Source organism: Flavobacterium anhuiense, from assembly GCF_050990855.1.
GTDB lineage: Bacteria > Bacteroidota > Bacteroidia > Flavobacteriales > Flavobacteriaceae > Flavobacterium > Flavobacterium anhuiense_C.
On sequence record NZ_CP158861.1, the window covers coordinates 4,223,665 to 4,249,179 of the forward strand.

The 25,515-nt window shown below is 35.1% G+C and carries 27 protein-coding genes and 1 pseudogene; 10 read left to right on the forward strand and 18 right to left on the reverse strand.

Features of this window, described 5'->3' with window-relative positions; genetic code table 11:
* Positions 1-522 precede the first annotated feature (522 nt).
* Both ABTV69_RS18550 and ABTV69_RS18555 read left to right on the forward strand, forming a co-directional pair.
* A complete protein-coding gene (locus tag ABTV69_RS18550; protein WP_433831413.1) occupies positions 523-3,798 on the forward strand; it encodes a CheR family methyltransferase in 3,276 nt (1,091 codons plus the stop codon).
* A gap of 154 nt (positions 3,799-3,952) precedes the next feature.
* On the forward strand, positions 3,953-4,708 hold the full coding sequence (locus ABTV69_RS18555; RefSeq protein WP_433831415.1) for an SDR family oxidoreductase: 756 nt from the start codon (positions 3,953-3,955) through the stop codon (positions 4,706-4,708).
* Between the two features lie 143 nt (positions 4,709-4,851).
* Here ABTV69_RS18555 and ABTV69_RS18560 read toward each other — a convergent pair whose 3' ends face one another.
* Positions 4,852-5,109, reverse strand: coding sequence for a hypothetical protein (locus tag ABTV69_RS18560; RefSeq protein ID WP_229351007.1), 258 nt, complete (start codon positions 5,107-5,109; stop codon positions 4,852-4,854).
* Positions 5,110-5,493: 384 nt separating this feature from the next.
* Between ABTV69_RS18560 and ABTV69_RS18565 the strand changes: the two genes are divergently transcribed.
* Complete coding sequence (locus tag ABTV69_RS18565) at positions 5,494-5,841, forward strand: hypothetical protein (protein ID WP_433831417.1); 348 nt, start codon at positions 5,494-5,496, stop codon at positions 5,839-5,841.
* Between the two features lie 41 nt (positions 5,842-5,882).
* Here ABTV69_RS18565 and ABTV69_RS18570 read toward each other — a convergent pair whose 3' ends face one another.
* The 7 genes from ABTV69_RS18570 to ABTV69_RS18600 all read right to left on the reverse strand — a co-directional run bounded on the left by ABTV69_RS18570 (position 5,883) and on the right by ABTV69_RS18600 (position 11,559).
* Positions 5,883-7,526 carry an ATP-binding protein gene (locus ABTV69_RS18570; RefSeq protein WP_433831419.1) on the reverse strand — a complete coding sequence of 548 codons (1,644 nt, stop codon included), beginning with the start codon at positions 7,524-7,526 and terminating at the stop codon, positions 5,883-5,885.
* A 5-nt stretch (positions 7,527-7,531) separates the two neighbouring features.
* Entirely contained in the window at positions 7,532-8,545 is a 1,014-nt protein-coding gene (locus ABTV69_RS18575; RefSeq protein ID WP_433831421.1) for a SpoIIE family protein phosphatase, read from the reverse strand.
* The gene (locus ABTV69_RS18580) at positions 8,538-8,951 is read right to left on the reverse strand and encodes an anti-sigma regulatory factor (protein WP_433831423.1); all 414 of its coding nucleotides are present in this window, start codon (positions 8,949-8,951) and stop codon (positions 8,538-8,540) included. The genes ABTV69_RS18575 and ABTV69_RS18580 overlap by 8 nt, the downstream gene beginning before the upstream one ends.
* On the reverse strand, positions 8,932-9,330 hold the full coding sequence (locus tag ABTV69_RS18585) for an STAS domain-containing protein (RefSeq protein WP_433831425.1): 399 nt from the start codon (positions 9,328-9,330) through the stop codon (positions 8,932-8,934). Before ABTV69_RS18585 ends, ABTV69_RS18580 begins: the two co-directional genes overlap by 20 nt.
* A 17-nt stretch (positions 9,331-9,347) precedes the next feature.
* The gene (locus tag ABTV69_RS18590; RefSeq protein ID WP_433831427.1) at positions 9,348-10,175 is read right to left on the reverse strand and encodes an STAS domain-containing protein; all 828 of its coding nucleotides are present in this window, start codon (positions 10,173-10,175) and stop codon (positions 9,348-9,350) included.
* A 272-nt stretch (positions 10,176-10,447) separates the two neighbouring features.
* The gene (locus tag ABTV69_RS18595; RefSeq protein WP_433831429.1) at positions 10,448-10,714 is read right to left on the reverse strand and encodes a hypothetical protein; all 267 of its coding nucleotides are present in this window, start codon (positions 10,712-10,714) and stop codon (positions 10,448-10,450) included.
* Positions 10,715-10,974: 260 nt separating this feature from the next.
* Complete coding sequence (locus ABTV69_RS18600; RefSeq protein ID WP_433831431.1) at positions 10,975-11,559, reverse strand: ferritin-like domain-containing protein; 585 nt, start codon at positions 11,557-11,559, stop codon at positions 10,975-10,977.
* Between the two features lie 223 nt (positions 11,560-11,782).
* On the opposite strand from ABTV69_RS18600, the gene ABTV69_RS18605 reads away from it, so the two are divergent.
* The 5 genes from ABTV69_RS18605 to ABTV69_RS18625 all read left to right on the forward strand — a co-directional run bounded on the left by ABTV69_RS18605 (position 11,783) and on the right by ABTV69_RS18625 (position 14,517).
* The gene (locus ABTV69_RS18605) at positions 11,783-12,187 is read left to right on the forward strand and encodes an STAS/SEC14 domain-containing protein (RefSeq protein WP_433831433.1); all 405 of its coding nucleotides are present in this window, start codon (positions 11,783-11,785) and stop codon (positions 12,185-12,187) included.
* A 118-nt stretch (positions 12,188-12,305) separates the two neighbouring features.
* Entirely contained in the window at positions 12,306-12,458 is a 153-nt protein-coding gene (locus ABTV69_RS18610; protein ID WP_433831435.1) for a hypothetical protein, read from the forward strand.
* A gap of 17 nt (positions 12,459-12,475) precedes the next feature.
* Complete coding sequence (locus ABTV69_RS18615) at positions 12,476-12,808, forward strand: hypothetical protein (protein ID WP_433831437.1); 333 nt, start codon at positions 12,476-12,478, stop codon at positions 12,806-12,808.
* A gap of 193 nt (positions 12,809-13,001) precedes the next feature.
* On the forward strand, positions 13,002-13,673 hold the full coding sequence (locus ABTV69_RS18620; protein ID WP_433831439.1) for an SRPBCC family protein: 672 nt from the start codon (positions 13,002-13,004) through the stop codon (positions 13,671-13,673).
* A gap of 103 nt (positions 13,674-13,776) precedes the next feature.
* Positions 13,777-14,517, forward strand: coding sequence for a transporter (locus ABTV69_RS18625; RefSeq protein ID WP_433831441.1), 741 nt, complete (start codon positions 13,777-13,779; stop codon positions 14,515-14,517).
* On the opposite strand, the gene ABTV69_RS18630 is transcribed toward ABTV69_RS18625, so the two are convergent.
* The 9 genes and pseudogenes from ABTV69_RS18630 to ABTV69_RS18670 form a co-directional block, all read right to left on the reverse strand.
* Positions 14,514-14,963 carry a response regulator gene (locus ABTV69_RS18630; RefSeq protein WP_433831443.1) on the reverse strand — a complete coding sequence of 150 codons (450 nt, stop codon included), beginning with the start codon at positions 14,961-14,963 and terminating at the stop codon, positions 14,514-14,516. The genes ABTV69_RS18625 and ABTV69_RS18630 overlap by 4 nt on opposite strands.
* A gap of 295 nt (positions 14,964-15,258) precedes the next feature.
* Positions 15,259-15,837 carry a flavodoxin family protein gene (locus tag ABTV69_RS18635; RefSeq protein WP_433831445.1) on the reverse strand — a complete coding sequence of 193 codons (579 nt, stop codon included), beginning with the start codon at positions 15,835-15,837 and terminating at the stop codon, positions 15,259-15,261.
* A gap of 153 nt (positions 15,838-15,990) precedes the next feature.
* Positions 15,991-16,281 (reverse strand): hypothetical protein, encoded by a 291-nt coding sequence (locus ABTV69_RS18640; protein WP_379813160.1) that lies wholly within the window; start codon positions 16,279-16,281, stop codon positions 15,991-15,993.
* Between the two features lie 127 nt (positions 16,282-16,408).
* Complete coding sequence (locus ABTV69_RS18645) at positions 16,409-18,601, reverse strand: hypothetical protein (protein ID WP_433831447.1); 2,193 nt, start codon at positions 18,599-18,601, stop codon at positions 16,409-16,411.
* A gap of 57 nt (positions 18,602-18,658) precedes the next feature.
* Entirely contained in the window at positions 18,659-19,315 is a 657-nt protein-coding gene (locus tag ABTV69_RS18650) for a DUF6766 family protein (RefSeq protein WP_379813162.1), read from the reverse strand.
* A gap of 99 nt (positions 19,316-19,414) precedes the next feature.
* Positions 19,415-19,951, reverse strand: coding sequence for a hypothetical protein (locus tag ABTV69_RS18655; RefSeq protein WP_433831450.1), 537 nt, complete (start codon positions 19,949-19,951; stop codon positions 19,415-19,417).
* Between the two features lie 39 nt (positions 19,952-19,990).
* Positions 19,991-20,245, reverse strand: a pseudogene (locus ABTV69_RS18660) (DEAD/DEAH box helicase); the annotation flags it as partial.
* The gene (locus tag ABTV69_RS18665; RefSeq protein WP_433831452.1) at positions 20,197-20,925 is read right to left on the reverse strand and encodes a DEAD/DEAH box helicase; all 729 of its coding nucleotides are present in this window, start codon (positions 20,923-20,925) and stop codon (positions 20,197-20,199) included. The gene ABTV69_RS18665 and the pseudogene ABTV69_RS18660, both read right to left, overlap by 49 nt.
* A 30-nt stretch (positions 20,926-20,955) precedes the next feature.
* Positions 20,956-21,123: a hypothetical protein gene (locus tag ABTV69_RS18670; protein ID WP_433831454.1), complete on the reverse strand. Its 168-nt coding sequence runs from the start codon at positions 21,121-21,123 to the stop codon at positions 20,956-20,958.
* Between the two features lie 317 nt (positions 21,124-21,440).
* On the opposite strand from ABTV69_RS18670, the gene ABTV69_RS18675 reads away from it, so the two are divergent.
* Both ABTV69_RS18675 and ABTV69_RS18680 read left to right on the forward strand, forming a co-directional pair.
* Positions 21,441-23,582, forward strand: a complete 2,142-nt coding sequence (locus ABTV69_RS18675; RefSeq protein WP_379813165.1) for a catalase — start codon at positions 21,441-21,443, stop codon at positions 23,580-23,582.
* 16 nt (positions 23,583-23,598) lie between these two features.
* Positions 23,599-24,204 (forward strand): ferritin-like domain-containing protein, encoded by a 606-nt coding sequence (locus tag ABTV69_RS18680; protein WP_379813166.1) that lies wholly within the window; start codon positions 23,599-23,601, stop codon positions 24,202-24,204.
* Between the two features lie 114 nt (positions 24,205-24,318).
* Here ABTV69_RS18680 and ABTV69_RS18685 read toward each other — a convergent pair whose 3' ends face one another.
* Positions 24,319-25,488, reverse strand: a complete 1,170-nt coding sequence (locus tag ABTV69_RS18685; protein WP_433831456.1) for a zinc-dependent alcohol dehydrogenase — start codon at positions 25,486-25,488, stop codon at positions 24,319-24,321.
* Between the last annotated feature and the right edge of the window lie 27 nt (positions 25,489-25,515).

Genomic DNA, 25,515 nt, shown 5'->3' on the forward strand with positions numbered 1-25,515 from the left:
AAATCTTTATATCAATATTTTACAGAAAAACCGTTGAAGAAGAAATGAGGATTATCAAATTATTAAAAACTTCCTGCTTGGTCAAATAGCATAGAGGATTTTTTCGTATAAAAAACTTAAAAAAACTACCGCAATTCACTGTAGATCAAAATATTGAAAATGGCAATTATATAACAATGCCTGCTAAAAATCTACTACCTTTACTATCCCGTCAAACTTATTGGTTTAAATTTTATGAAATTTATTAGTAATAATATCAAACTGCCGCAGATCAACTCTATTTAAACGATTTTAATCTTTTATATACCTTGCATTCTCATCATATTTTATCTTGGTCTTACAACTGTAATTTTTATATATGATGCATCCAAGTTAAACACGCAGTAGGTCACCTATTTTTTAAACTTTATACTTTCAATCCGTAATTTGATTTTGAGGCAGCTGCATGGTGCAGCTGCCTCAGCTGGAAACTGCATTAATTAAAGCAGAAGTGAAATGCGCTGCTAAATCAAACGAATGCTTATGGAAACTGCTGCACTTGAAAAAAATCAAATTAACCTTCCCTCTTTTCCCGTCGTTGGAATTGCTGCGGAAGGCTCTGAAATAGATATTGTTAAACAAATCCTTTCTGGTATTACTCCAAATTCCGGTATGGCATTTCTGGTTATGGAGAATTTAGAGTCCCGCCAGAATGCGGATCTTACCCAGCAGCTTGCGGATTGTGTTAAAATGCCGGTTTATGAAATAGTAAATACCGTAGAATTAAAGCCGGATCATATATACGTCATACCCGAGAAAAACTTTCTTATACTTGAAAATGAAATTTTAAAGCTAAAACCGGCCATTCGAGGCAGCAGGACTAATAACTGTCTGGATATTTTTTACAATGCTCTGGCACAAAAATACGAGAGTTATGCCATAGGACTGCTGGCTTGCCAGTCTTCTATAGATGGGGTGGCAGGACTTAAAAATATCAGAGAACAAGGCGGTGCATCGGTTTCTGCAGTCACAAAAAGCGGTTTTGAACTTAATAAGGCTAATGCTGAGTTTATTGATTACTTTACAGCCCCCCTACAAACTGCCGCTAAGCTGCTGGAGATTAGAGATAGTTATTTAATCAATGGAGCCTACGAGGAAAAGGAAGCATCAGCAGAACAGGACGAATTCTTAAGGCAAATCATTGATCTCGTGGCTGCAAGATCCGGTACTGATTTTCATCATTATAAAGAACAGACCATTCGAAGGAGGATTGCCAAAAGAATGGTAATTACCAGACAAGAAAGTGCGGAAAGCTATCTTACCTTACTAAAAAGTAAAACGACTGAACAGGATTTATTATTTAACGATATTCTTATTCCTGTAACCTACTTTTTTAGAGATCAGCTTTTCTTTGATAGTCTGTCAAAAGTAGTTTTTCCCTCTCTTGTAGAATCGCTTAGAGGAAAAGAATTAAGAATATGGTCAGCAGGATGCTCTACTGGTGAAGAAGCTTATTCATTGGCAATTTCACTTACTGAATATCTCGAACAAACCAATAACAGCGAGATCATCATCAAAATATTTGCTTCTGACTTATCCGAAAAATGTATTGAAAAAGCCCGTCTTGGCATATATACGAATCAGGATGTAAAGAATATAAGCGGGGAAAGACTGGCAAAATATTTTACGAAAAAGGAAAGCGGTTATCATGTCAGCAAGTCAATCCGTGACAGCTGTATTTTCGCTGTCCATGATCTCACAAAGGATTTTCCTTTTTCTAAAATTGATTTTATAACCTGCCGTAATGTATTGATCTATTTTAATGCTGATATGCAGAATAAGGTCCTTTCTTCTTTTCATTATGCACTTCGAGACCAAGGTTTTCTTTTCTTAGGAAAGTCTGAATCTGCCGCACGCGTCGAACAGTTATTTACAGCTGTGGAAAGACAGGTAAAAATATACCGATGCAGAAAAGCATACTATCGCTTTACCTCTGAAATGCCGGGTTATACAGCTGAAAAATCAATCAGTAAAATAGACAGTCCTGAAAATACAGTTACGAATTATAAAAAAATTGCAACTGACATGCTTCTTGAACAATATTCGCCTGCTGCTGTTGTAATTAACGAAGATTTTGAAATCGTCCATTTTCATGGTGATACGAGTTCTTTTTTGCAGCCTTCTGCTGGTAAGCCCAGCTTTAATATCATAAATATGGTTTCTCATGAAATTCGTTTTTCACTTAAAAATGCGATTTTAAAAGCCCGAAATGATAAACGAAATTGTATTGGAGGACCTATTACAATAAAAAATCAAACTTTCAGCATTTCTTTTGAAGCTGTATATCTTCCTTCGAATATTGAACTGCTGCTTATTATTTTTTATAGAAAACCAATTTCAGGGGAAAAGGCCGCACAGAATGACAATACATCAGAACAAAAAGAGATGGAAATACAGCTGTTTCAGCTACAGAATGACTTTAAATATTTGACTGAAGAACAACAGGTCTATTTTGAAGAGCTTCGCACCTCTAATGAGGAGCTTCTCCATAGAACTGAAGAACTTCAATATCTAAATGAAGAGTTACAAACTTCTATAGAGGAGCTTCATTCTAACAATGAAGAGCTCTCCTGTACAAATGATGAGCTTCAGAATCATAGGAAGCAGCTCCATTCAATGAGAAATTTCTACGAATCGATTGTTAAAACAATTCGGGAGCCGCTTTTAATAATAGACCGCAATCTCATCATCCACAGCGCCAATCCTTCCTTTTACAGCTATTTTAAAACGAGTGAAGAACTTATTGAAGGAATTTCGATTTCTGAAATAGGAAATGCCCTTTGGAATACAGTTGAATTTCAAGAATTAGTGCTGAAAAAAATAAGCAGGGATCAACCGGTTGTGAATGCCAGAATACAATTCAGTGAAAATCCAGCCGTGAAAAAAGTAATGATTATTAATGCCGCACCAATTACTGACTCTATACCTGAGGGCTTGATTTTAATTGCTCTTGAAGATATTACAGATTTGGAAAAAAGCAATGCAGATTTACAGCTAAAAAATAACGAGCTACTAAAAAGAAACACACAACTGGAATCTTTTACCGCCGCAGCGGGCGAACAGCTCTTGGAACCGATTCGAAAAATGTACATGTTCGGCAAAAAGATTATTGATCATGAACCTGAATTATCGACATCTTCCAAACATAATGTAAGACGACTGCTTCATTCGGCCGCCAATACAAACCAGCTCATAGAAGATTTGGTCACCTATTCCAAACTTAATTTTGCGGAAAAAAGATTCAAAAATGCAGATCTTAATTTAATAATAAAAAAAGCCTTAAACGATCTAAAAAAGGTTATAACAGAGCATAAAGCCATTATTACAGTAGACCCACTGCCTCCTATGAAAATTATAGCTTCTCAGTTTCATCTGCTGTTTGTAAATGTAATTTCTAACGCAATAAAGTTTGCCCAGCAGGATATAGCTCCTCATATTAAAATTGGGATGCATTATCCAAATCAGGAAATATTTGACACATTTAATGCTGATTCTGAAACAGATTATATAATACTCTCGATAAGCGATAACGGAATTGGCTTTAAAAAAGATTTTGAAAACCGCATCTTTGATCCATTTTTCCGCCTGCAGAGCAATGATGAGCAGTACGGCAGCGGACTTGGCCTGGCTTTGGTGCAAACCATTATTTCGAACCATAACGGTTTTGTAAGAGCTTCGAGCGAACCTGGAAAAGGCACGACGTTATATTTGGGCCTGCCTTTAGAAAAATCATTGGTTGATTCTTGTGCGCGAGATTAAAAAATGTGAAATAAAAATATGTTAACGCAAAACTTATAAATCAAAAATCAAATTCTGTAAGCAAAAATCAATGTGTTATAAGATATTTGGATAAATCAAACATTTGGAACAGAATAAATTATCATGTAACGCATTAAATTACAAAAATACAATTATGGGAAATTTATCAAACTACTTTGGACAAAATATCGACAGAAAACGTATTGTCATAACTGGAGGTACAACAGGTATCGGAAAAGCGACTGCCGAGCTTTTATCATCTCTTGGCGGACATGTTTTTATTTTTGGAAGAGATGAAAAAGATTTTCAAAAAGCTATGAGCGATATAAAAGCTCAAGCTCAGGGAAATGTTTTTGGCACTACAGGAGATATTTCAAAAAAGGAAGATTTACAGCTTATCTGCAAAGAAATAGACAATACTCTTGGAGGTATTGATATCTTAATCAATAACGCGGCCTTAGCTGCTGATGGAATCACGGATGAGGATTATGATAATATTAAATACGTACTGGAAACTAATGTTTTAGGATATTTGGCTTTTACGAAAGAGGCTGTTTCAAGAATGAAAAACCAGCAAAGCGGCCACATTGTAAATATTGGATCTATGAGCGCCGAAAGCAAGGAGAAAACCAGTACGGTTTACGTCGCAACAAAATCGGCTATAAGAGGATACAGCACTTCTCTGCGAAAAGAAATTAATGAGTTTGGAATAAAAGTTTCTCTTATTGAACCTGGTGCTGTTACCAGCGACATGCAGCGCGATCCCATTGAGGAACAAAAAGAAAAAATCAAAAAATTAGAAATGCTTGAAGCAGAAGATATTGCTATGAGTGTGTTATTTTGCTTATCGCAGCCCAAACGATGCGATATTGTAACTATGCAGGTTAGACCTCATTTGCAAGCTATATAACGTATCTTAATAGATCAAGAAATTTAAATTGATTTAATGATTATATTTCAGTAAAAAATAAAGCTGCCTTTACTATAAGTTAAGGCAGCTTTATCATTTTGAATACGATATTGTAAAGGTCCTATTGTACTCTTGCATAAAACTTAACCGTTTACTGTTTTGTCTTCGGCATCATGTCCCTCTAACTTAACCAGCTTATTGTAAACTCCAAGTAATAAAAATGGTGATGCCCATTGGCCTACAAATAGTGCAGTATGCTTTCTGCCCAGACATTTTAAGGTTAATGACGTTCCCATTGCAGCAAGTGCCGCGTATAAAAATAAATCTGATGGCAATTTTGAAGTTTGTTCTTCGATTGCTTTTGCCGTAGCTCCTTCTGTGTTTTGGTTTTCAAATGACATAATATTTTGTTTAAAATTAATAATTGGAAAAGTAGAACATCAGTACAGAGGGTTTTTACAGAATTCAACTCTAAAGTTACATGTTAAAAATTAATTCATTAATTATCAGACAAATAACCCAATTATGAAATTTTGTAGCAAAATTAAAAGATTCAATTAGGCAATTTTTAAAAATGTAAAGTTGGTTCTTATTATCTAAAGTTGAAACTTGAAAAATCTTCATTTGCTAAATCATACGATACTGATAATTATACAACTATAAGCTTTTAGATTATAAATTTCAACTGTCTAACTCTTTTACATTTACAAATGATATTTCGTTAAAAGTATCAACTAGCATATCAATAAAATTAATTCAATAAAAAATAATTTAAAAAAAGTATTATGAATTTAGACGCAACAGAAAACTACGGTCAGGAAGATCACGATTTTCAAAATAATGATATTAGAAAAGAAGGACATGAAAATGAAAAGTTATCAACAGATCATTCTATAACCAATAATGCTGAACCAGATTATGGAAATGAATTTAGCAACAATGAATTGAATACTAATGAATTCGAAAATGAAAATCTTGGGAATGAAAATTCAGGAGATGATGAATTTGACAACAAGGAACTTGATAAGAATGAATTTGAAACCGAAGATGATGATGAACTTGGAAATGAGGAACTAGATAACGAAGGTCTTGATGATATTGATGAAGATGCAAATCTAGATCGTACGTTGTAAACCGTATTAAACCGTCTTTTTAGACGGTTTTTTAATTGAAATTATAAAATCCCGATACTTTGCTTTTTAGGAAGATAAATCCAAAAAGTAGTTCCTGCATCAGGCTCGCTGGCAAAATTTATAATTCCATTGTGATTTTCTATAATGCGTTTACATAACGCAAGTCCAATACCATTACCACCAAACTGATCTCGCTGATGTAAGCGTTGGAACATATCAAAAATTCTTCCCGAATATTCTTTACTCATTCCTATACCATTGTCACTAACCGAAATTACATAATAATCATTTAATGATTTATCTTTTTCAAACTCATAATCATTTTCAGACATCGAAGAACAAACTGTGACAATGGGCTGAGAAGTATTAAATTTTAATGCATTATTAATGAGGTTATAAAAAAGCTGTCTAAGCTGCGAACTTATACCTATTACTGTTGGCAATGGGTTTATCGTAATTATCGCATCTTTTTCTTCTATTACCATACTAAGGTCATTTATAGTTTCGGCAATAATTTCATTTAGGTCAACTTCATGCAGATTTTGAGATTTATTGTCTATTCTAGAATAATCGAGAACATCAGTAATCAGCGTAGATAGTCGACCTGCAGCAAGAGTAATTTTGTCAAAATAGTAGAGCTTTTTCTGTTCTTCGGTTAAATATTGCGCAGCTCGGGAAAGCATAATTAAAATTTTACGAAGAGGTTCTTGTAAATCATGACTGGCAATAAAAGCAAATTGTTCTAACTCTTTGTTTTTAAACAATAACTTAGTATTGGCATTTTCAAGCTCACGCTGAATCTTTCTTAGTTCAGAATTGTCCTTAAGGGTTTCTACAACTGTCTTTTGAGCATTAATGTCTACAAAATAGATAAGCCAGCTGTTAAAAGACCCGTCGTCTGCTTTATTAGGAATTATCGATACCAGATGCCAAATATAAGAATTGTCTTTTCTGATTCTAATTTCGCTGGAAAAAGCATTTCGGTCTTTTTTAGCTTTACTCCATCCTTCATAAATGACTGTTACATCATCTGGATGAATAAAGTTTGGTAAAGTTTTTTTATCGAAAATGGTTAATGGAAATTCTAAATATTCATTTAGAGAATCATTTACAGTCGTTACATAATTTTTATCATTAACCACACAAATTAAAACCGGAAGCGTATTGGCCAAACGCCTGTATCTATTTTCACTTTCTCCCAGTTTTTCTGAAAGGGCAATTAATTCAATGTTTTTCTTTCTAATTTCATCATAAGGTGATAAAGGCGGCTCATATTTAAAATAATCAACTAGGCTTTTTATTTTTAAATCAGAAAGAAGTCCTGGCGATAATACCGATTGACTCAATTTTGTTACCGATTGATTTCCAGAATAGGTATACTCTATATTTCCAGATATTTTTGCTGCATATTGATACGCTTCGGGATTGCATTTTTTAAGGTCTATAGTATCTGTAAGTATAGCCAGAATTTCTTTTTGAGTAGGTCTGATAACATTAATGCCTATTGATAAAACAGAGTTTTTTCCTTTTGCTATAGAACATCTTGCTACTTCGGACACCGCTGTAGAAAATCTGGTTTGCGCAGAAGATGGCATTCCGCACATTTCTGAAATTTTCATTGCGCGTTTATGTGCCAGTATTAAGTCCATTTCGTTATCAAGATTAATTTTTACAATCTCTTTCATAGCACTTAAATTATTTTTCCCACAAGAACTGTTGCATCATCCGTTCCCCTAATGTTATCTTTATACAGCGAAGCAGCAATTAATCCGGGATTCTGTTTAATTATAGAAGTTAAATCATTTAAATTCCATCTCGTTCGTAATCCGTCGCTGTGCATTACAATAATCTGATGTTTTTGATACGGAACCGTTGTGCTGTTTAAGGTACGTGGAATATTATGACCAATTATACCATTATAAGGCGTATAGGTTTTGTTTTCTAAGCCAAAACAAATACGCGTACTAATGTTACCTATACCACAGATATTCCATGTTTCTTTTGCATAATCTACACATGCTATTGTAGCTACTAGTCCCCTGCTTTTTTTTACCTGATCGTGTATGTCTCTTAAAATTTCTGAAGGATCATGCTCTCCAGAATGTTTAAAAGCTTTTATAGCTTGTTGAATAGCAAGATTTGCATTTACCCCATGACCTAAACCATCTCCTACAAAAATTTGAAAACCTCTTTTTAAGTATTTTATATGATATCCGTCACCACAGACTCTTTCTCCTGGATAATTAACGCTAAACGCGGAAGAATTAAAGCCACTGGCTAATGCAGGGACACTATAATCTGATTTATCACAAATTTTAACATATTGAACTGTTCCCCAATCTTTTAAAGAATAAATTTGAAAATCATTGCTTAATCTTCTAATTGCACCCAAGCCTTGGCCCAGTGTATTAGATGATGAATAGCCATCATGCATTATTTTACTAATGTTATCAATTCCAATACCATTATCTAGACAATAAATTTCTATCTGGTTATGCCCTTCATCACAATGAGCTCTATATAACAACTCACCTCCGTTGGCATATTTAATAAGATTTGAAGTTAATTCTGCAACTATAATATCTGCCTCTCCAGCCCTATGAGCTGTAAAACCTAATTGTAGTGCCAAATTATGTATTTCTCTTTTAATAAAAGCAATTAAACTCCTGTCTTCAATTTTGTAGCAGGAAAAAGTATTATCCATTTTTCCATTTTATTATGGTTACCGTCGTTCCGTTTCCCATTTCTGTTTTGATAGCAAATTCATTTACAATTCTTTTTGTTCCCGGTAAACCAAGACCCAAACTTTTTCCTGTGCTGTAACCGTCTTTCATTGCTAAATCTATATCGGGAATACCAGGCCCGTTATCAATAAAAGTAACACGCACCCCATTTTCACGTCCATTATTTACCGCTTCAATAATCACTTTGCCCCCGCCTCCATATTTTAAAAGGTTGCGGACAAGCTCGCTTGTGGCAGTAATTAATTTGGTTTGATTTAAAATGCTCATGCCAATTTTGACACCATAATCTTTGACACGGTTACGCAGTGGAACTACATCCTGCTCTTTTACTATCGGGATTTCCTCTTTATTGGTTATCGTTATCATCTGTCTGCTCTTCGTTATCGCCATTATACATTTTCGCGCGAAGCAGATCCATGCCTTTTTCGACATTTAATGCGCTGATAACACCGTTTAAAGACAGGCCAAGTTCTACTAATGTAATGGCAACTGCTGGCTGCATACCTACTACAACAGTTTGTGCATCCATAATTTTAGACATAACTGCTATGTTTCCTAAAATACGTCCCATAAAGGAATCGATTATAGAAACAGCCGAAATATCTATTAACACACCTTTAGAACTGTGTTTATTTATCGTATTTATCAAATCAGATTCAAGGTTTTCTGCTAATTGATCGTACAAGTCTACCTGTATGGTAACAAGCAAAAAATCTCCCATCTTGAGTATAGGGATTCTTTCCATAGTATTAATCTTTTTGATTATTTCCTTTTCACAACAGTAAGCTGAAGCATATCAAAGGCTGTTTGAAGAGCACTGGCAAGAGAGGCTTTAGTGATAATGCCCGTAAGGTCTATACCTAAATGTACCACTGTCTGCGCTATTTCAGGACGAATACCGCTTATAATACATTCTGCTCCCATTAGTCGGGTGGCACTAACTGTTTTTATTAGATGTTGTGCTACAAGCGAATCTACTGCCGGTACGCCAGAAATATCCAATATGGCAATAGAACTTCCTGTGTCAACAATTTGCTGTAAGAGATTTTCCATTACTACCTGCGTTCTTGAGCTATCCAGAGTTCCAATAATTGGTAATGCAACTACACCATCCCAAACTCTGATAACAGGAGTCGAAATTTCGCTAATTTCATCAATTTGTCTTGAAATTACATCTTCACGTCCTCTCATGTAAGCTTCAAAAGTCATGATAGTCATGTTATCTAAAACCTCGCCTAATTGTAAATTGGCATCGTAGAGTTTAGCAGGATCTTTTTCAATTTCTGAAAGAATTTGTGAGGCTGCTTCTTTAAATGAAATAAGATATTGAGCATTTTCTCTAGGCGAAAAACCACGTTTTGCCCTTGAGCTTGATATACCAATTAGTAAATCATGTACTTTTTCGTATTCATCAGAATCGGCATTACCATTGGCATGGTACAATGCATCTAAAAAAAATGAGGCAAATTCTTTTGACTCTTCTTCTTCTGTAATTCCATCAGTCGATCCTTTTTCTAAAAGAAGTTTTGACCAAATAGTAAGTAAGCTGTTTTGGTGCTCTTTTAAGCTCCCTAAAATACTGTTTTGCATTTGATTTTTGTTTTTGGGTTTAAATTTTTAGACCGATAAAGATTTTAATTATAAAAAAGTCAATTTTTACGATAATTAAGTAGTATTAGCTTTACTATCAAAGCTTTAAAATCCTTATTAATTTAATAAATTTCAATCAAATGTATCTTAGATGTCATGATTTCTCTTACACAATAAAGGCATAATGTTTCAGAATTAACATGTTTGCAAAAAATAAAAGCCTAATTTTTAAAAAATGGGCTTTTACTTATCAACTAATTTTCAACTATATATTATGGTTTTGTTGTTCCGTTTATAGTATCTCTACGTTGAGGAGTTGATGTTTCGTTTTTAGGAGTAGTTCCTTTTTTCTTGTTAGAACGTTGTTTCTTAATAGTGTCTCCTTTTTTATTACCAGATTGATGTTCAGAACCATGCTTACTTTTCTTGTTGTAAGTAGAATCTGTTTTAGTAGTAGACTTTGTTTTCGCAGGAGTAGTCTGCGCTGATGCATAGACAAATGATAATGCCATACAACAGCTTAAAAATAAATTTTTCATAATTCAATAGTTTATATAATAATTTGATATAGAAACAAATAGTTTTTTGTTCTGTTGCAAATGTTGCATTGTTAAGAATGAGTTATTTATAAAACCCTTAGTATTAGTTATATGATTACCATTAATGCAAATCTAAACTTGGAGAAAAGTTCAACGTAAGACATAATATGTTTCTATCACATTTTAATTAAACATAAAAAAAACCTGTAATCTTTAATATTTAAGATTACAGGTTTATTTAATTCAAGTTTAAGAATATTTTATTCCTCATCTTCTTCAGAAGCATCAAAATTAATCGTATTATAAGCTGCCTCTGTTAAAATAGTATCCGCTTCTTTTTCTTCATCTAATGTCTGCTGCAATAATGCGGCAGCTTGCTCTTCTCCTAAGGTTGTGGCAAATGCTACCAAAGTTCCGTACGTTGCAATCTCATAGTGTTCGATTTTTTGCGATGCAGCAATAATTCCTGCGTCTCTCACTGGTCCTTCCTGCGTTTCTTCCATTATACTTTCCCCTTCTTTAATCAGACCTTCCATTGCATCGCATTTTTTTGCAGCAGCTTTTTCTCCAATTATTTCAAAGACTTGTTCCAATCTGCTTACTTGTTCTTCTGTTACAGCCAAGTGTTCATTGATCGCCGTAATTAGGTTTTCAGAAGTTGCATTTTTAGCCATCTTAGGCAATGCTTTTGTTAATGCTTTTTCTGCCCAATAGATATCTTTTAAAGAATCTACAAATAAATCTCTCAATCCTTCGGCTGCAGAAGATTTAACTTTTACCGTTTTTCCTTTAGATGCTGTGGTCGTTGCTTTTTTAGCAGTGTCCTTTGTGTTTGTCGCTTTCATAATGTTTTTTTAATAATTAACGATTTTAAAAGTAGCGGGAGATACAGATCGATTTTTACATAATTATAGTAAGCATTTGTAAGATTATCATTTAAGAATTTTCATCTAAACTAACAGAACCATTGTAGTAAAATGAATATTGTACAAATACTGCACATTATTCTATATAAAACATTGAATACGCATCTATATATTTGATTATCAATATTAAAAATACATTATTATGATACAGAGAATTGATGCACCGGCAAATGTTGCAGCATTTAGAGCAATTGGAGAGGTCACTGCAGATGACTATAAAAATATACTTGTACCAGCAGTTACGGAACTGGTTAATAAAATAGAAGAAATTAATTTTCTCTTTTTAATCGATACCGAAATTAAAAACTTTACTGCTGCCGCCTGGATGGAAGATGCTTTAATGGGAATTAAAAATATTGGAAAATGGAATCGTGCCGCCATTGTTACAGATTCTGACCGTGTTATAAGATTTACAAAAGCTTTTAGCTATCTGGTGCCCGGGGAATTCAGGGGTTATAAAAAGGATGCCTATCACGAGGCTTTGAAATGGGTTCAGGGCAATGAAATATCTTCTGTAGATTATAAAACATTAAAGCATGGACATTAATTATTACTAATTAAATAACAAACTGGTAATTATACAATTAGAAACAGTATTAGTATAAAATCGAGCTATCTCACACCCTTACATTTACCAATATATTAATTAATAAAACTATACTATTATGAGTACTTCAAACAACAAAAAAAGCACTGGTAGTGCAAAAGCATCAGATAAAAAAACTGATAAAAAAGAAACTGCTTCAAAAAGCACAGATAAAGCTGCTGATACAAAAAAGGGCACAGCAGACACTAAAAAGGGAACAGATAAAAAATAATCTTAAAAAAAACGAGTATGAGTTTAGATGAGAGAGAAAACTACGGTCAAAGTGATTCGTATTCTCAAGATGACGAAACAAGAACTGGCAATGAAGAGTATACTACTTCTTTAGATAGTACAGACTCTAACGATGAACTTCAAAATAAGGATCGTGATTTTAATCAACAGGACGATTTTACTAAAAGAGATAATCTTGATGATGATCTAGAAGATGATGATGACGATTTCGAAGAAGAAGAAGATGATCTCGAAGAAGAAGATGATTTTACCTCTAGTGAAGACGACGACGATTCGGAGCTGGATTCGGACAATGACTACAACCAAAGTGACATCAACAAATCGCTTTAAAGACAATGCTTAAACCGTCTGAATTTCAGACGATTTTTTTATTATGCAAGAAGGTAAACACAACGATCAATTGTGTAATGAAAATAAAAAATGCTGTAAGTAAAAACATTTTTAAGTATTTAATTTTAATTAATGATAAAATGCAAACAGCAGACAATTTTAAATTTATTATAAAAACTAAAAAAACAATAGTATGGAAACTCTTTCAGCATTAGCAAATAGAACTTCAAAAAAAGCACTAAAAACAAATGTATCGACGCTAGAACGCGTATTAATGGTAACAAGCGGTGCTTATCTCTTATATAACGGATTAACCAATAAAAATAAAAGTATTACCAAAGCGGGTGCCGGTGGCGCTATGCTTTTGAGAGGAATCTCGGGATATTGTCCCGTTTATGATGCTGCTGGGCATTTGATGAATGATAAAGCGTCAAACGTAAATATCAGATTTACAGCTGTTATTAATAAACCAGTTAGGGAAGTATTTGCTTTTTGGCACAATCTGGAAAACCTTCCTAAATTTATGAGTCATCTTGAATCTGTTAAAACCATCGATTCGAATATCTCTGAATGGACTGCTAAAGGTCCTGGCGGAATTGGAAGTATTTCTTGGAAAGCCCGAATTGTAAAAGACAGAAAAGACAGGCTTCTAAGTTGGAATTCTGTTGAGGGAGCTACCATTAGAAATGCGGGAAAAGTAAAATTTAAAGATAATGGAAGTTCTACTGAACTTGACATCACTATTTCTTATCATGCGCCGCTAGGTATTGCAGGCGAAAGTGCGGCGAAATTATTAAAGCCATATTTTGAAAAATTAGTTAAAAATGATATTGCTGGTCTAAAGGAATATCTTGAATCTAAATAATTCATAATTACTTCAATAAATAAAAATACCTGTAGTATATTTTCTGCAGGTATTTTCTGCTTCTATTAAAAAAAAAATGATTAAGAAAATTTACTGTTTAAACATGAAATTAATTCAACAAATAATTGCAACAGGTTTATTTTGTTTTAGCTCTAGTGTTTCGGCTCAGCAGATACAAACCGACAGACCAAATGAAACTGAAAGTCCAAACACGATTTCTGTTCATCATCTACAGGTAGAAAGCGGTTTTTCGTTTGAACAGCAAGAAGGCGAAAAAGCATACGAGATTCCTGAAATCGTATTGCGATATGGAATTTTTAAAAATGCCGAATTTCGAATTGAAAGTGCTTTTACAATAGATCATGATCACGAAGAAGATTCAGGCGGTATTAAACCCATAATATTTGGAGCAAAATATCATCTTATTGATCATAATGGGATTATTCCTGACATCAGTTTATTAGGTCGAATAAGTATTCCGTGGATGGCAGATCATTCTTTGCAGGAGCAGAAATACGGTCCCGAAATTCGAATGCTTGCACAATATTCCCTATCAAAATCGGCTCATTTAGGTTACAACCTTGGTGTGCATTGGCTCTCTGATACTGGTAGACCAGAATACATTTATACTATTTCAGGAGATTATGCTTTGACTAAAAAGATAAAACTGGTGGCTGAAGTTTACGGACTTACAGAGTCTCATCATCATGCCAAAAATACGGCAGATGTGGCAGTACTTTACGTAGTTAACAAGAAAGTGCAATTAGATTTTATCACAGGATCAGGAATTATGCATGCCAATTCTGAAAAATTCGCAGAACTGGGATTGTCTTTTAAAATTTAAGCTAATCTAAATTTCTGCTTGTCATTTTGAATCGAAAGACAATCCATCTGCAAAACTTTTTTAATTAATAGTTTGATATCTTCGAATGTACTTGGTTTTACAGCATAAAAATTGGCTCCAAGCTGCAACGCTCTATTAATAGTGAGTGGATCACTGCTGGTAGAAAGCATTATGATAGGCATTTTATTTAGTTTCTTGTTCTGTTTAATCTGTTCAAGACATTCAAAACCTCCTATTTTCGGCATATTAATGTCCAGAAAAATAACCTCGGGTAATGGTTTTGGATTTTTAGAAAGAATCTCCAGTAATTCCTTCCCATCTTCAGCCTGAGTTAAAACTGCATTACTATTAACTTCGAGCAGTGCTTCATGAAACATTTGCCTGTCATCTTCGTCATCGTCTGCTAAATAAATATACCGTTGTGATTGTGAGATCTGTAATGTCATCTGCTTAATTATTTATATCGCAAAACATAAGACAAGAATTTAGAAATCTGCAAATGTTTATATAAATATAAGCTTCTGAAAATCGATAAACGATCGAATTATATCCGTGAAACGGTTAATAATAGTTAAAGATACTCATTTAACTTAAGAAAAAACACATAAACTAATATTAACTTGAATCTAAATAGTACTATTACTGATAATTTTCAAATAAAAAAACTACATAAACTATGTTAATATAAAAATCATAAACAATTATTCTCATTCAAAAAATAAAAAATAAAGACAATTGCTTCTATTTTACTGCTTTAAACAAAGATTCTGCCATTCCTTTAGCATCTTTGGCATAATTGCGCTTATAATAATTAAGAAGCTGAGATTTCTTTTTATTTTCTCCTTTTGCATGACCGTCCCAAATTACACCCAATGACGCATAAGGCGCAAAAGTAACACCGATGCTGCAGAAAAAATTGGCAATATTTCCGGTCACATGCTCAACACCGTCAGAATCTCCCGTAATAATTACGCCTCCAATTTTACCGTCCAGTGGAGAATCTTCACCAGCCAAAATTTTGTCGTAAACCTCATCAAGACGTTCGATGCATCTTTGTAGTTCAGACGAGTGATTATTCCACCATAAAGGAGTTGCAAAGAGTAGAATTTCTGCATCAAGAATTTTCTGGTAGATTTCGGGCCAATCATCTTTACTTTCCATTTTTGTATAAGTTCCGGGAAGGATATGATGCTCTGCGAGTTTGACAACTTCATAATCAATATTTTGTTTCTCCAGATAAGTGCCCAGAAATTCTGTAAGTGTTTCAGTGTTAGAACTCCCCTTTCTTTTTAGGGTTGCTAATAGTATAATAGCTTTCATAGATTTTGTGCGTTATGAGTATTTATTATATGCTGGAAGTTTGAAATACATTGTCGTTAATTTTACTTCTTCTTTTCCCCAAAAAAGAAATAAACCTGCAGCCAGCAAATGCCACAGGTTTACAAACATTAAATAATAAACCTAGGGCAGTTACTATCTGCCTTTATTATTACTTGTTGCAGTTGAATCGGTTTTTACATTTGTTGTTCCTTCTTGTTGTGTACCCGCAGCTCCAGATCCGGTTGAACCTTCTCCTGTTGCTCCGGTTGTTCCAGCACCATTAACTGTTGTACTGTCTGTACCTGGACCAACGGTGTCTACTGTTGTAGAAGTAGAATCTGCAGTGTTATTGTAATCAGCCTCATTAGTGGATTCATTTTTTTTACAAGACAGAACAGTTGCAAACAAGGCAATCAGCATTGTAGTTTTAAATAGCTTTTTCATAATATTACTTTTTAGTTTGTATATTTTCAAATATACCTTTGCCAATAAAGCCGTTTTTACACAATTAATCTAAAATCTTACACTTTTCGATGCAGCTATCTAAATTGAAGCAATATTTTCAGGTTAACTACCAAGCAATTTGCACTATGCTATCTCCTGTAATTTTATACTCTAATAAAATTTTACTTTTTGCCGTGGGCATAATGCGTTTTTTATTGTGAAGTACATCTATTTTAATTTTACTGCTATTCTCATTAAACAGTATTTTGAAATTACAGTCAAATTCGGCACTGCCTAAAACAGTAAACTGTACCGTATTTTTTGATTTTTTATAATTTACTAGTGGATAATCTGCAAACAATAAAAAATCTTCGTCCTTAACCTTATGATATTGTCTGGTCATTACGCCAAAACCAAGTCCGGCTCCGTATACTTCCTGACCTACCTGCCCACTTTTCTCCCAACCGGTATAAAGATCCTCAAGCGGAATCCATAAATCTTTTACAATTTCACCGGTTTTAACGTCTTCAGAAAGCATTTCCTCGGGAAGCATTGTCGGATAATAATACGGTAATCGGCTTACGGCATATTTTAGAAATTCTGGAATTAAAATTTTTAATGACGGGAGTATTTCTACAGATTCCGCCTGTATTAAATATTCAGAAAGTGCGGCATACACTTCCATCTCTTCATAAGCAGCGGTGTAAGGCGCTTCATTGAGCGGAAATATAGAAAAATAATTACGATAATTTTTTCCATATCCATATTGGCAATCCCATATCTGCATGTTTTTGAAAAGTCCAGCCAGACAGGCATAACTTAAATCTAAATATTCCTGCTTATTTGTGATTTTGTATAATTCTAAAAGTGCTCCCGCAGAAAAAGCTGTAATATTGGCCTGATAAAAAATATCAAATCCCTTACCTATCAGCTTTTTAACTGATTTTTCTGCTTCATTAAAATAGCGTTTTTCATTTGTAAGCCTATACATCAGCAGCATTAGGTGAGCATAAGATCCCGGAACATCTTTTTCGCCGCCTTTACCAGGCGCAGTTTCTTCTTTTATGACTTCTAAGGTGTCCATTTTATAGAAAACCGGCCATTGGTAATTAAAATGATGCGCTACTTTAATGGCATATTCAATCGACTGCAAAACCAGTTCTTCTGCTTTTTTTTCACCCGCTAGTGCAAGCCTTGCAAGGTTCATCAGCGGATGATGCAGATACCACGAATCCATAACCATTTCCTTTTTTTGTTCTTCCGATTTATCAAGATCGTCCTTTAGCTGAGGAAGCCATCGGTTTAAGGTTTTTAATTTTGGATCATAAAAGGCATCCACTCCGCTAAGCAGATCATTATACACAGGATCAGTTTCCGCACAAGTCCAGTTTTTTAGTTCATTTAAAGGGATTAATATAGCGAGCTGTACCATAATTTCTGCAGGCGTATCATAATCGCATAAATAAGCATTGAGATACGGAATTCCTTTGGTCTGGGTCCAGCACCCTTTATTGGTAAAAATATCCTGAAGACAATTTTCTGTAATTTCAGGCCATTTATGATACTGCACTTCGGGATGGGGTAAAAAACGATACACTGCTGCAAGATTGTCTAAAAATTGTGTAGTCTGCTGAATTTCATTTTCAACAGCATCCGCTGAAAAAAGAACATAAGCATCTGAAATAATATAAGCTCGGTCTGAGGGAAGCGGTTTGTTTTCTAATACGGGTAATTTAAATCCTATTTCCGGCCATGCCCCGCCTACAGTTTCTGCCAGTGAGGTTTCTGTTGCTTCACAATAGTCGCTCATAGAACCCAGATTCTGGAAATAGAAAAAAGAACCTGTTTTGGGTTTGGTCATACTACCGAAAAGTATACCGGAGCGTGAACCGATCTGATTCATGTAAATTTTGCCATTTGTATTTTCGACACTTCCATTTTGGGTAAGCGGAATAATGTCGCGCGGCCAGAAAGGAATCATTAAAGGCTGATTTGTTTTAAATGAAGCTGTATAATGCAGCAGCGGAGCGTTATCATCCGGAAAGGAAATCTGAACTTCGTATTGCCCCAGCCTTGTTTGTAAATTGATTACAAGTAACTGCCCGTCATCAAATAAATTGGTGACTTCAAAGCAGCTGTTCATACCAAAAGCAGGACGAAAAGCCATTTTTCCATTATCGGGCCATGTGACCACAGTCCATATCGAGTCGCCGGTATTAAATACCTGAAAAGTATAGTTTTGGAATTCCTTCTCCCAAATTACGGCGCTGTTTTCTAAATCGGCGTGCACGGTTGCAGCCCACGGTGAAATTGTATGCATAAGTGATGGGTTTTAAAAGAATATTTTTATAACACAGAAATTATATCTGAGAACTGTTTATTCTCCGGTTTCCATATGTGGAGCATCTACTGGTTTAGACTGCGAAGAACCTATCTGGCGCAGATAAATGGACAACACAATAATGGCAAAAATCGAGAGAAATTCACTCTGCCAATTCTGAAAAGATTCAAACCAAAATCTTGAATCTGTGAAATATTGCGAGGCGGTTTCTAAAGCTTTTCCCTTTAGCGAAAGCTGTTGGTTTTCATCTTTTAAACTTCCATAAAAATGCAGTAAAAAAGATAAAGCAAACAACAAAAACAACGCAATGGTGAGTGAATGTTTGTAAATCACTAAAACCCAACCGCCTTTTTTAACAGCGCTTGGAGCACCTTTTCGCGAGGCTGAAGGCTCTCTGTTTACTTCTTCATCTTTATCAAAATCTTTAGATTCTGATGAACCTTTTTGCTGTAAAAAAATGGTAAGCACTACCAGAAGTCCCATTTGTAAAAACTCGCTTTCCCAGTTTTCAAAAGTAGATTCTATAAAATGCCCAGTTGTAAGATAAGAGGATAATGTTACCGCCGAGGCGCCTTCTTCAATCAGGTCTTTATTGTATTCCTCAAACCCAAAAATAATTTGTCCAGCCATTGCTGCTGCAAACAGCAGAAAGAAACAGACGGAAAGTCCGTTATTGCGTAAAAAAGTTTTCATGATTTAATATTTAGTATAAAGATGAATTGATTTAAGAACATTTTTTTACATCATTCTTGTATGATGTTACATTATTAAACTTAATCCTTACTATAATCTTTATGCGGCAGTAACTTTAGGATACAACTTGATAATCAAACCTTTAAGTCTATTTTGATAATCTTCCAACAGCCATGTCTTATAATTTCTACTGGCATTATCCAGACATTTTACATACTGTTTTACACGCCAGTCTATCTCTGGTTGCAAAGCTTCTGCCAATGCGATTGCCTGTGAGAGTGTTTCGGCATTGTCCATACACATTTTGGCGTGCTGCCTGATCGATTGCTGAATGACGGTTTTTGGTTTTTTATCGGTATCAATAGCTTCCTTATAATGTCCTTCGATATCAAATGTCATTTCCAACGTATTAGGAAATTGAGCACGTAATTCGGCAGAAAGTCCGTGCGATTGTACTGCTGAAGAACCTCCACTCAATTGATAATGCAGTTGTTTTGCAAATTCCTCCGGACGTTCAAAAACATATTTCCAATCTACAGGTTCTTCCCAAGCCCCGAAACGCTGGATATTATTCCCCAGATCGATAATCGTAAAAGTTTTTTTAGACGGAAGTTTTCTTGATCCGCGACCTATCATTTGATGATAAAGTGTTATCGACGTTGTGGCGCGGTTCAAAATAACATTCTCTACTGTAGGTTCATCAAAACCAGTGGTTAAAATAGAAACCGAAGTCAGAACTGAATCTTTGGTTTTCTTAAACCATTTTAGAATTTCTTTACGTTCGCTATCTGGTGTTTTATTATCAAGATGTTTGATGGCAATTCCTGCTTCAGTAAAAGTTTCATATACTTTTTGAGAAGCTGCAATTCCGTTGTTAAAAATCAGCGTTTTTTTCCTGAACCATTTTCGCTGTAGGCTTTTAGCAATAATTCCAGCATTGCGGGAGAACTATATAATTCATTGGAAGAACTTACTGTATAATCGCCATGTATTCCTGTTTTTAGCGAATTTAATTCTACTTCATATACATGCGATTGTGGTTTTGCTAGAAAACCTTGTGCAATAAGTTCTGAGATATTCTCGCCCACAACCAGTGATTTGTAATGCTTTTTCATAGGTTTAGAAATATCAGAACTAAAAGGCGTGGCAGTAACTCCAATAACGAAAGCATTTTTAAAACTGCTCATTAATTTTCGGAACGAATTATGATGTGCTTCATCTACAATTACAAGACCAACATTATTGGTTTTTATTCTTTTATCTTTTATGCGGTTACGCAGCGTTTCTACCATAGCAACATAACAATCAAAATCAGATTTAAAGTTGCCGCTTGTACTGCTTATAATGTGGTTCTTGATTCCCATCTTTTTTAATGTCGACGAAGTTTGGGTAGATAATTCTTTTCTATGCGTCAGGATAATAACTGTTTTATTAAATTCTTCTGTAAACCTTCTTGCAATTTCAGAAAAGATTATAGTTTTTCCCCCGCCCGTGGGTAACTGATATAAAAGCTTCCCGTTATTTTCACTTTTGATATGATCAAAAATAGTTTCGATATCTTTTTCCTGATAAGCATAAAATGCTTTTTTAGGCTGCGTATTAGTTTTCATTTTGATCTAATTAAATTTATTTTTTGCTTTTTATTCCGCCAGCGACAATTGCGATTCCATAAATTTTCCCGTTACAATTGTACCTTCTTCATCTTCCCATTGTGTAATGACGTTTTCAATCAATTCTGGTTCAAAACCTATGACTTCCATAACCTTATTCCCAAATTCCTGCTGTACTCTTTGACCTTTCTTAAACATATTTTTATAGTTAAGCTGTTATCTAATTTCTTTCTGTGTCAATCAGGTATCAAGATACCTGCATCGCCTTTTTAATACTTTAAAATTACCGTTCGGATAGCTTTGCGAATTACATTATTATTTGAAGATTTTATATTATTATTCATCAGGAAGGATTTGAAAATAAGTTACTTATAAAAACTAGAGTAAAATGAAAATTCTGTAAGAGGCAAGCCAAATTATGTAAAAACCACTCCTCTTCTACCGTTATATTTGAATTCCTGAAAACCAAAATTCTACATCAGGGCTTTTTATTTTAACCACTAATACTGTACAATATGAAAAATTCGCAGGATGATAAACAGAGAGATCTGTCGGTCAACAAATCTGACGGCACTAATAAATTCCTGACCACGAATCAGGGTATTAAAATTAATGACGACAATAATACTTTAAAGGCAGGCGAAAGAGGTCCTTCTTTATTAGAAGACTTTATTTTGAGAGAAAAAATTACGCATTTTGACCACGAAAGAATCCCTGAACGAGTAGTTCATGCGCGCGGCTCAGGAGCACATGGTTTTTTTGAAGTAACAAATCCGATTCCTGAATTAACAAAAGCAGGTTTCTTGCAGGAAATGGGACAAACTACACCTGTTTTTGCAAGATTTTCGACTGTGGCAGGATCGCGAGGATCTACAGATCTCGCACGTGATGTAAGAGGTTTTTCGGTAAAATTTTACACGCAGGAAGGCATATATGATTTTGTTGGAAATAATATTCCTGTATTTTTTATTCAGGACGCTTCTAAATTTCCAGATCTTGTTCATGCCGTAAAACCAGAACCACATAACGAAATTCCGCAGGCAGCATCTGCGCACGATACTTTTTGGGATTTTATTTCCTTAATGCCAGAATCCATGCACATGATCATGTGGGTTATGTCTGACCGCGCCATTCCTAGAAGTTATCGAATGATGGAAGGTTTTGGAGTACACACATTTCGATTCATAAATGAAGCAGGCGACTCTTCTTTTGTAAAATTGCATTGGAAACCAAAATTAGGAACTCATGCAGTGGCTTGGGATGAGGCGCAGAAAATTTCTGGTAAAAACCCAGATTTTCACAGACAAGACCTTTGGGAAGCTATCGAAATGGGGAACTTTCCTGAATGGGAATTAGGAGTTCAGGTAATTCCAAATGAAGACGAAAACAAATACGAATTTGATCTCCTTGATCCGACAAAGATAGTTCCGGAAGAATTGGTTCCCGTAACGATTGTGGGAAGAATGGTTTTGAACAGAAATCCTGATAATTTCTTTACAGAAACGGAGCAGATCGCTTTTCATCCCGGACATGTTGTTCCTGGAATTGATTTCTCTAATGACCCATTATTACAAGGAAGATTATTCTCATACACCGATACGCAGCTTACAAGATTAGGAAGTCCTAATTTTCATGAAATTCCAATTAACCGCAGTATTGCTCCGACTCATAATAATCAGCGCGATGGACATATGCGACAGGAAATCAATAAAGGCCGTGTAAGTTATCACCCAAATTCTTTAGGCGGAGGATGTCCGTATCAGGCACAAATCAGCGAAGGCGGATTTAATAGTTTCCCAGAACGTATTGAGGCGCATAAAGTGAGAGAAAGAAGTGAAAGTTTCTCTGATCATTTCGGGCAGGCAAAATTATTTTTTAACAGCCAGACTCCAGAAGAAAAAAGCCATATTGTAAAAGCGCTTCGTTTTGAATTGGGTAAAGTAGAAACCACTGCTATTCGAGTTAGAATGCTGGGATTGTTATCTCAGGTTGATACAGAACTTGCTGAAAAAGTGGCGATTGGACTTGGAGCAACTGTACCATCCAAACTTGAATTTCCGGTTAATAAAGGCGTTTCACCAGAAAATGAAGGCGGCGAACAGGAACCTAAAACAGTAGAACAATCTGTTAGTTCATCGGATGCGTTAAGCATGCTAAAAAATCCAACCAATACTCCAACAATCGAATCCAGAAAAGTAGCAATACTTTGTTCTGACGGCGTTTCTGAGGCAGCGGTAACGAATATGAAAAACGCACTTAAAAAGGCAGATGCTAAAGGTTTTGTGATTGCACCGCATTTAGGTGCTGTACTTACAGATTCTGACGGAGCTCTTAAGGCTGACTTTAGTTTTCTTACCGCATCTTCTGTATTATTCGATGCAGTTTATGTACCTCACGGATTAGGTCTTAGTGTTTTAGCCGAAAATGACGACGCATTGGAATATCTAAATGATGCTTATAAACACTGCAAAGTAATTGGAGCAGACGGTCAGGCATCAGAATTGCTGAGCGAAACCACTTTTGCTTCAAAATTAACCAATGATGATGCTGGAATTATTGTCACGAGCGATGTTGCATCAGAAGCATTTGCTCAAGAATTTATTGACGCAATGGGTTTACACCGTTTTTGGCAGCGTGAACCAAACCTATACTTATAACCAAAAAAAATCAAACATGAAAAATTCAGAAAAACAAGGTCAGACCAATGCTCCTCAAGCAAAGGCATCTGAAACAAAAGCTATAAAAAATAACAATAAAATCAATATTGTCGAACCATCATCGGATGCAGCGACAGATTTAAAAGAACTTTTTGTTGACAGTTTAAAAGATATTTATTGGGCAGAAAATGCATTAGTCGGCGCATTGCCAAAAATGGCAGCAAATGCAACATCTCCGGGACTTGCAGGCGCAATTCTAGAACATCTTGACATTACTAAACTTCAGGTAAAAAGATTGGAGCAGATTTTTGATCTGATAGGAGAAAAAGCAGAAGGCAAAAAATGCGAAGCGATGGCTGGATTATTAAAAGAGGGCGATTCTATTATTTTAGAAACAACTCCTGGTCCTGTCAGAGATGCCGGAATTATTGCTGGCTCGCAAAAAATTGAACATTACGAAATCGCAACATACGGAACTCTTGTGGCTTTTGCTAAAACTCTGGGAGAAAATGATGCTGCAAAACTGCTGACTCAAACTCTTGCCGAAGAAAAAGAAGCAGACTGTGTGTTAAATGACGTTGCTTTGAATACAGTCAATACTACAGCTGCTGAATACGAGTAGTAAATAATTCATAGACTTTATATTAAAATAAACCCGACAGTTTTAAAAAAGCTGTCGGGTTTATTATATATTGAAATTTCATTTAAAATTTGTTAATGAAAACGATTCTATAATTTACTTCCAAGGATCCAGCACTACTTTCACACAACCGTCTTCACGTTTTTTGAAAATATCATAAGCATGCGCAATTTCTGACAATGGCAGTCTATGCGTAATAATATCATCCAGTTTTACTTTTCCCTGAACTACATATTCCAGCAATTTATCTATATGTTTATGAGCCGGAGCCTGTCCGCCTTTTAAGACTATACCTTTATCAAAAAATTGCCCTAACGGAAAGTTATCATAATTAACTGGATATACGCCTAAAACTGCAACAATTCCACTTCTGCGTACGGCGCTCATACAAGCTTCTAAAACTTTGGTAGATCCTTTTTCAAAATTAATGGTAGCTTTGATTCTGTCACCCAAATTTCGGTCTGGTTCAAAACCTACAGCTTCAATACACACATCGGCACCACGCCCATGCGTTAAGGAACGAATCTGTTCTACAACATCTTTTGGTCCATCTTCCCATAAAATAGTTGTACAGCCTGTGCTTAGTTTTGCTTTATCGAGTCTGTATTGAAGCGTATCGACTACAATAACTTGTGCAGCACCTCTTAAAACAGCACTTTTAGCAGCCATAATTCCAACTGGACCAGAACCAAAAATCGCCACTGTTTCTCCGCCTTTTACTTCTCCCCAATCTACTCCTGTATATCCTGTTGGAAAAATATCAGTTAGAAAAAGAACCTGCTCATCGCTGAGATCTTCGGGTACAATTCTTGGTCCATAATTAGCATATGGAACTCTTACATATTGCGACTGGCCTCCATCATAACCTCCGTATAAATCAGTATAGCCAAAAAGCGCACCGCCTTTTTGGGTCAGTATTCCTCCTTCTGGTCCATAATGCTCGGGATTACTGTGCTCACAATTCCCAGGAACATCATGATTGCAGAAAAAGCAATTTCCGCAGGCAATCGGGAACGGAACCACTACTCTGTCTCCTCTTTTTAAATGGGTAACATCAGATCCAACTTCTTCTACTATTCCCATAAATTCATGCCCTAAAACCATAGGTCTTGGCTGCGGTAATCCTCCCGAATAAATGTGCAAATCAGATCCGCATATGGCTGTGGAAGTTACTTTGAGTATAATATCATCTTTTGCTTTTAAAATGGGATCGTCTACTGTATCGTATTTAATAGATCCGGGACCGTGTATAACTGCTGCTTTCATAGTTCTTTTTATTAAGATTAATAGAAA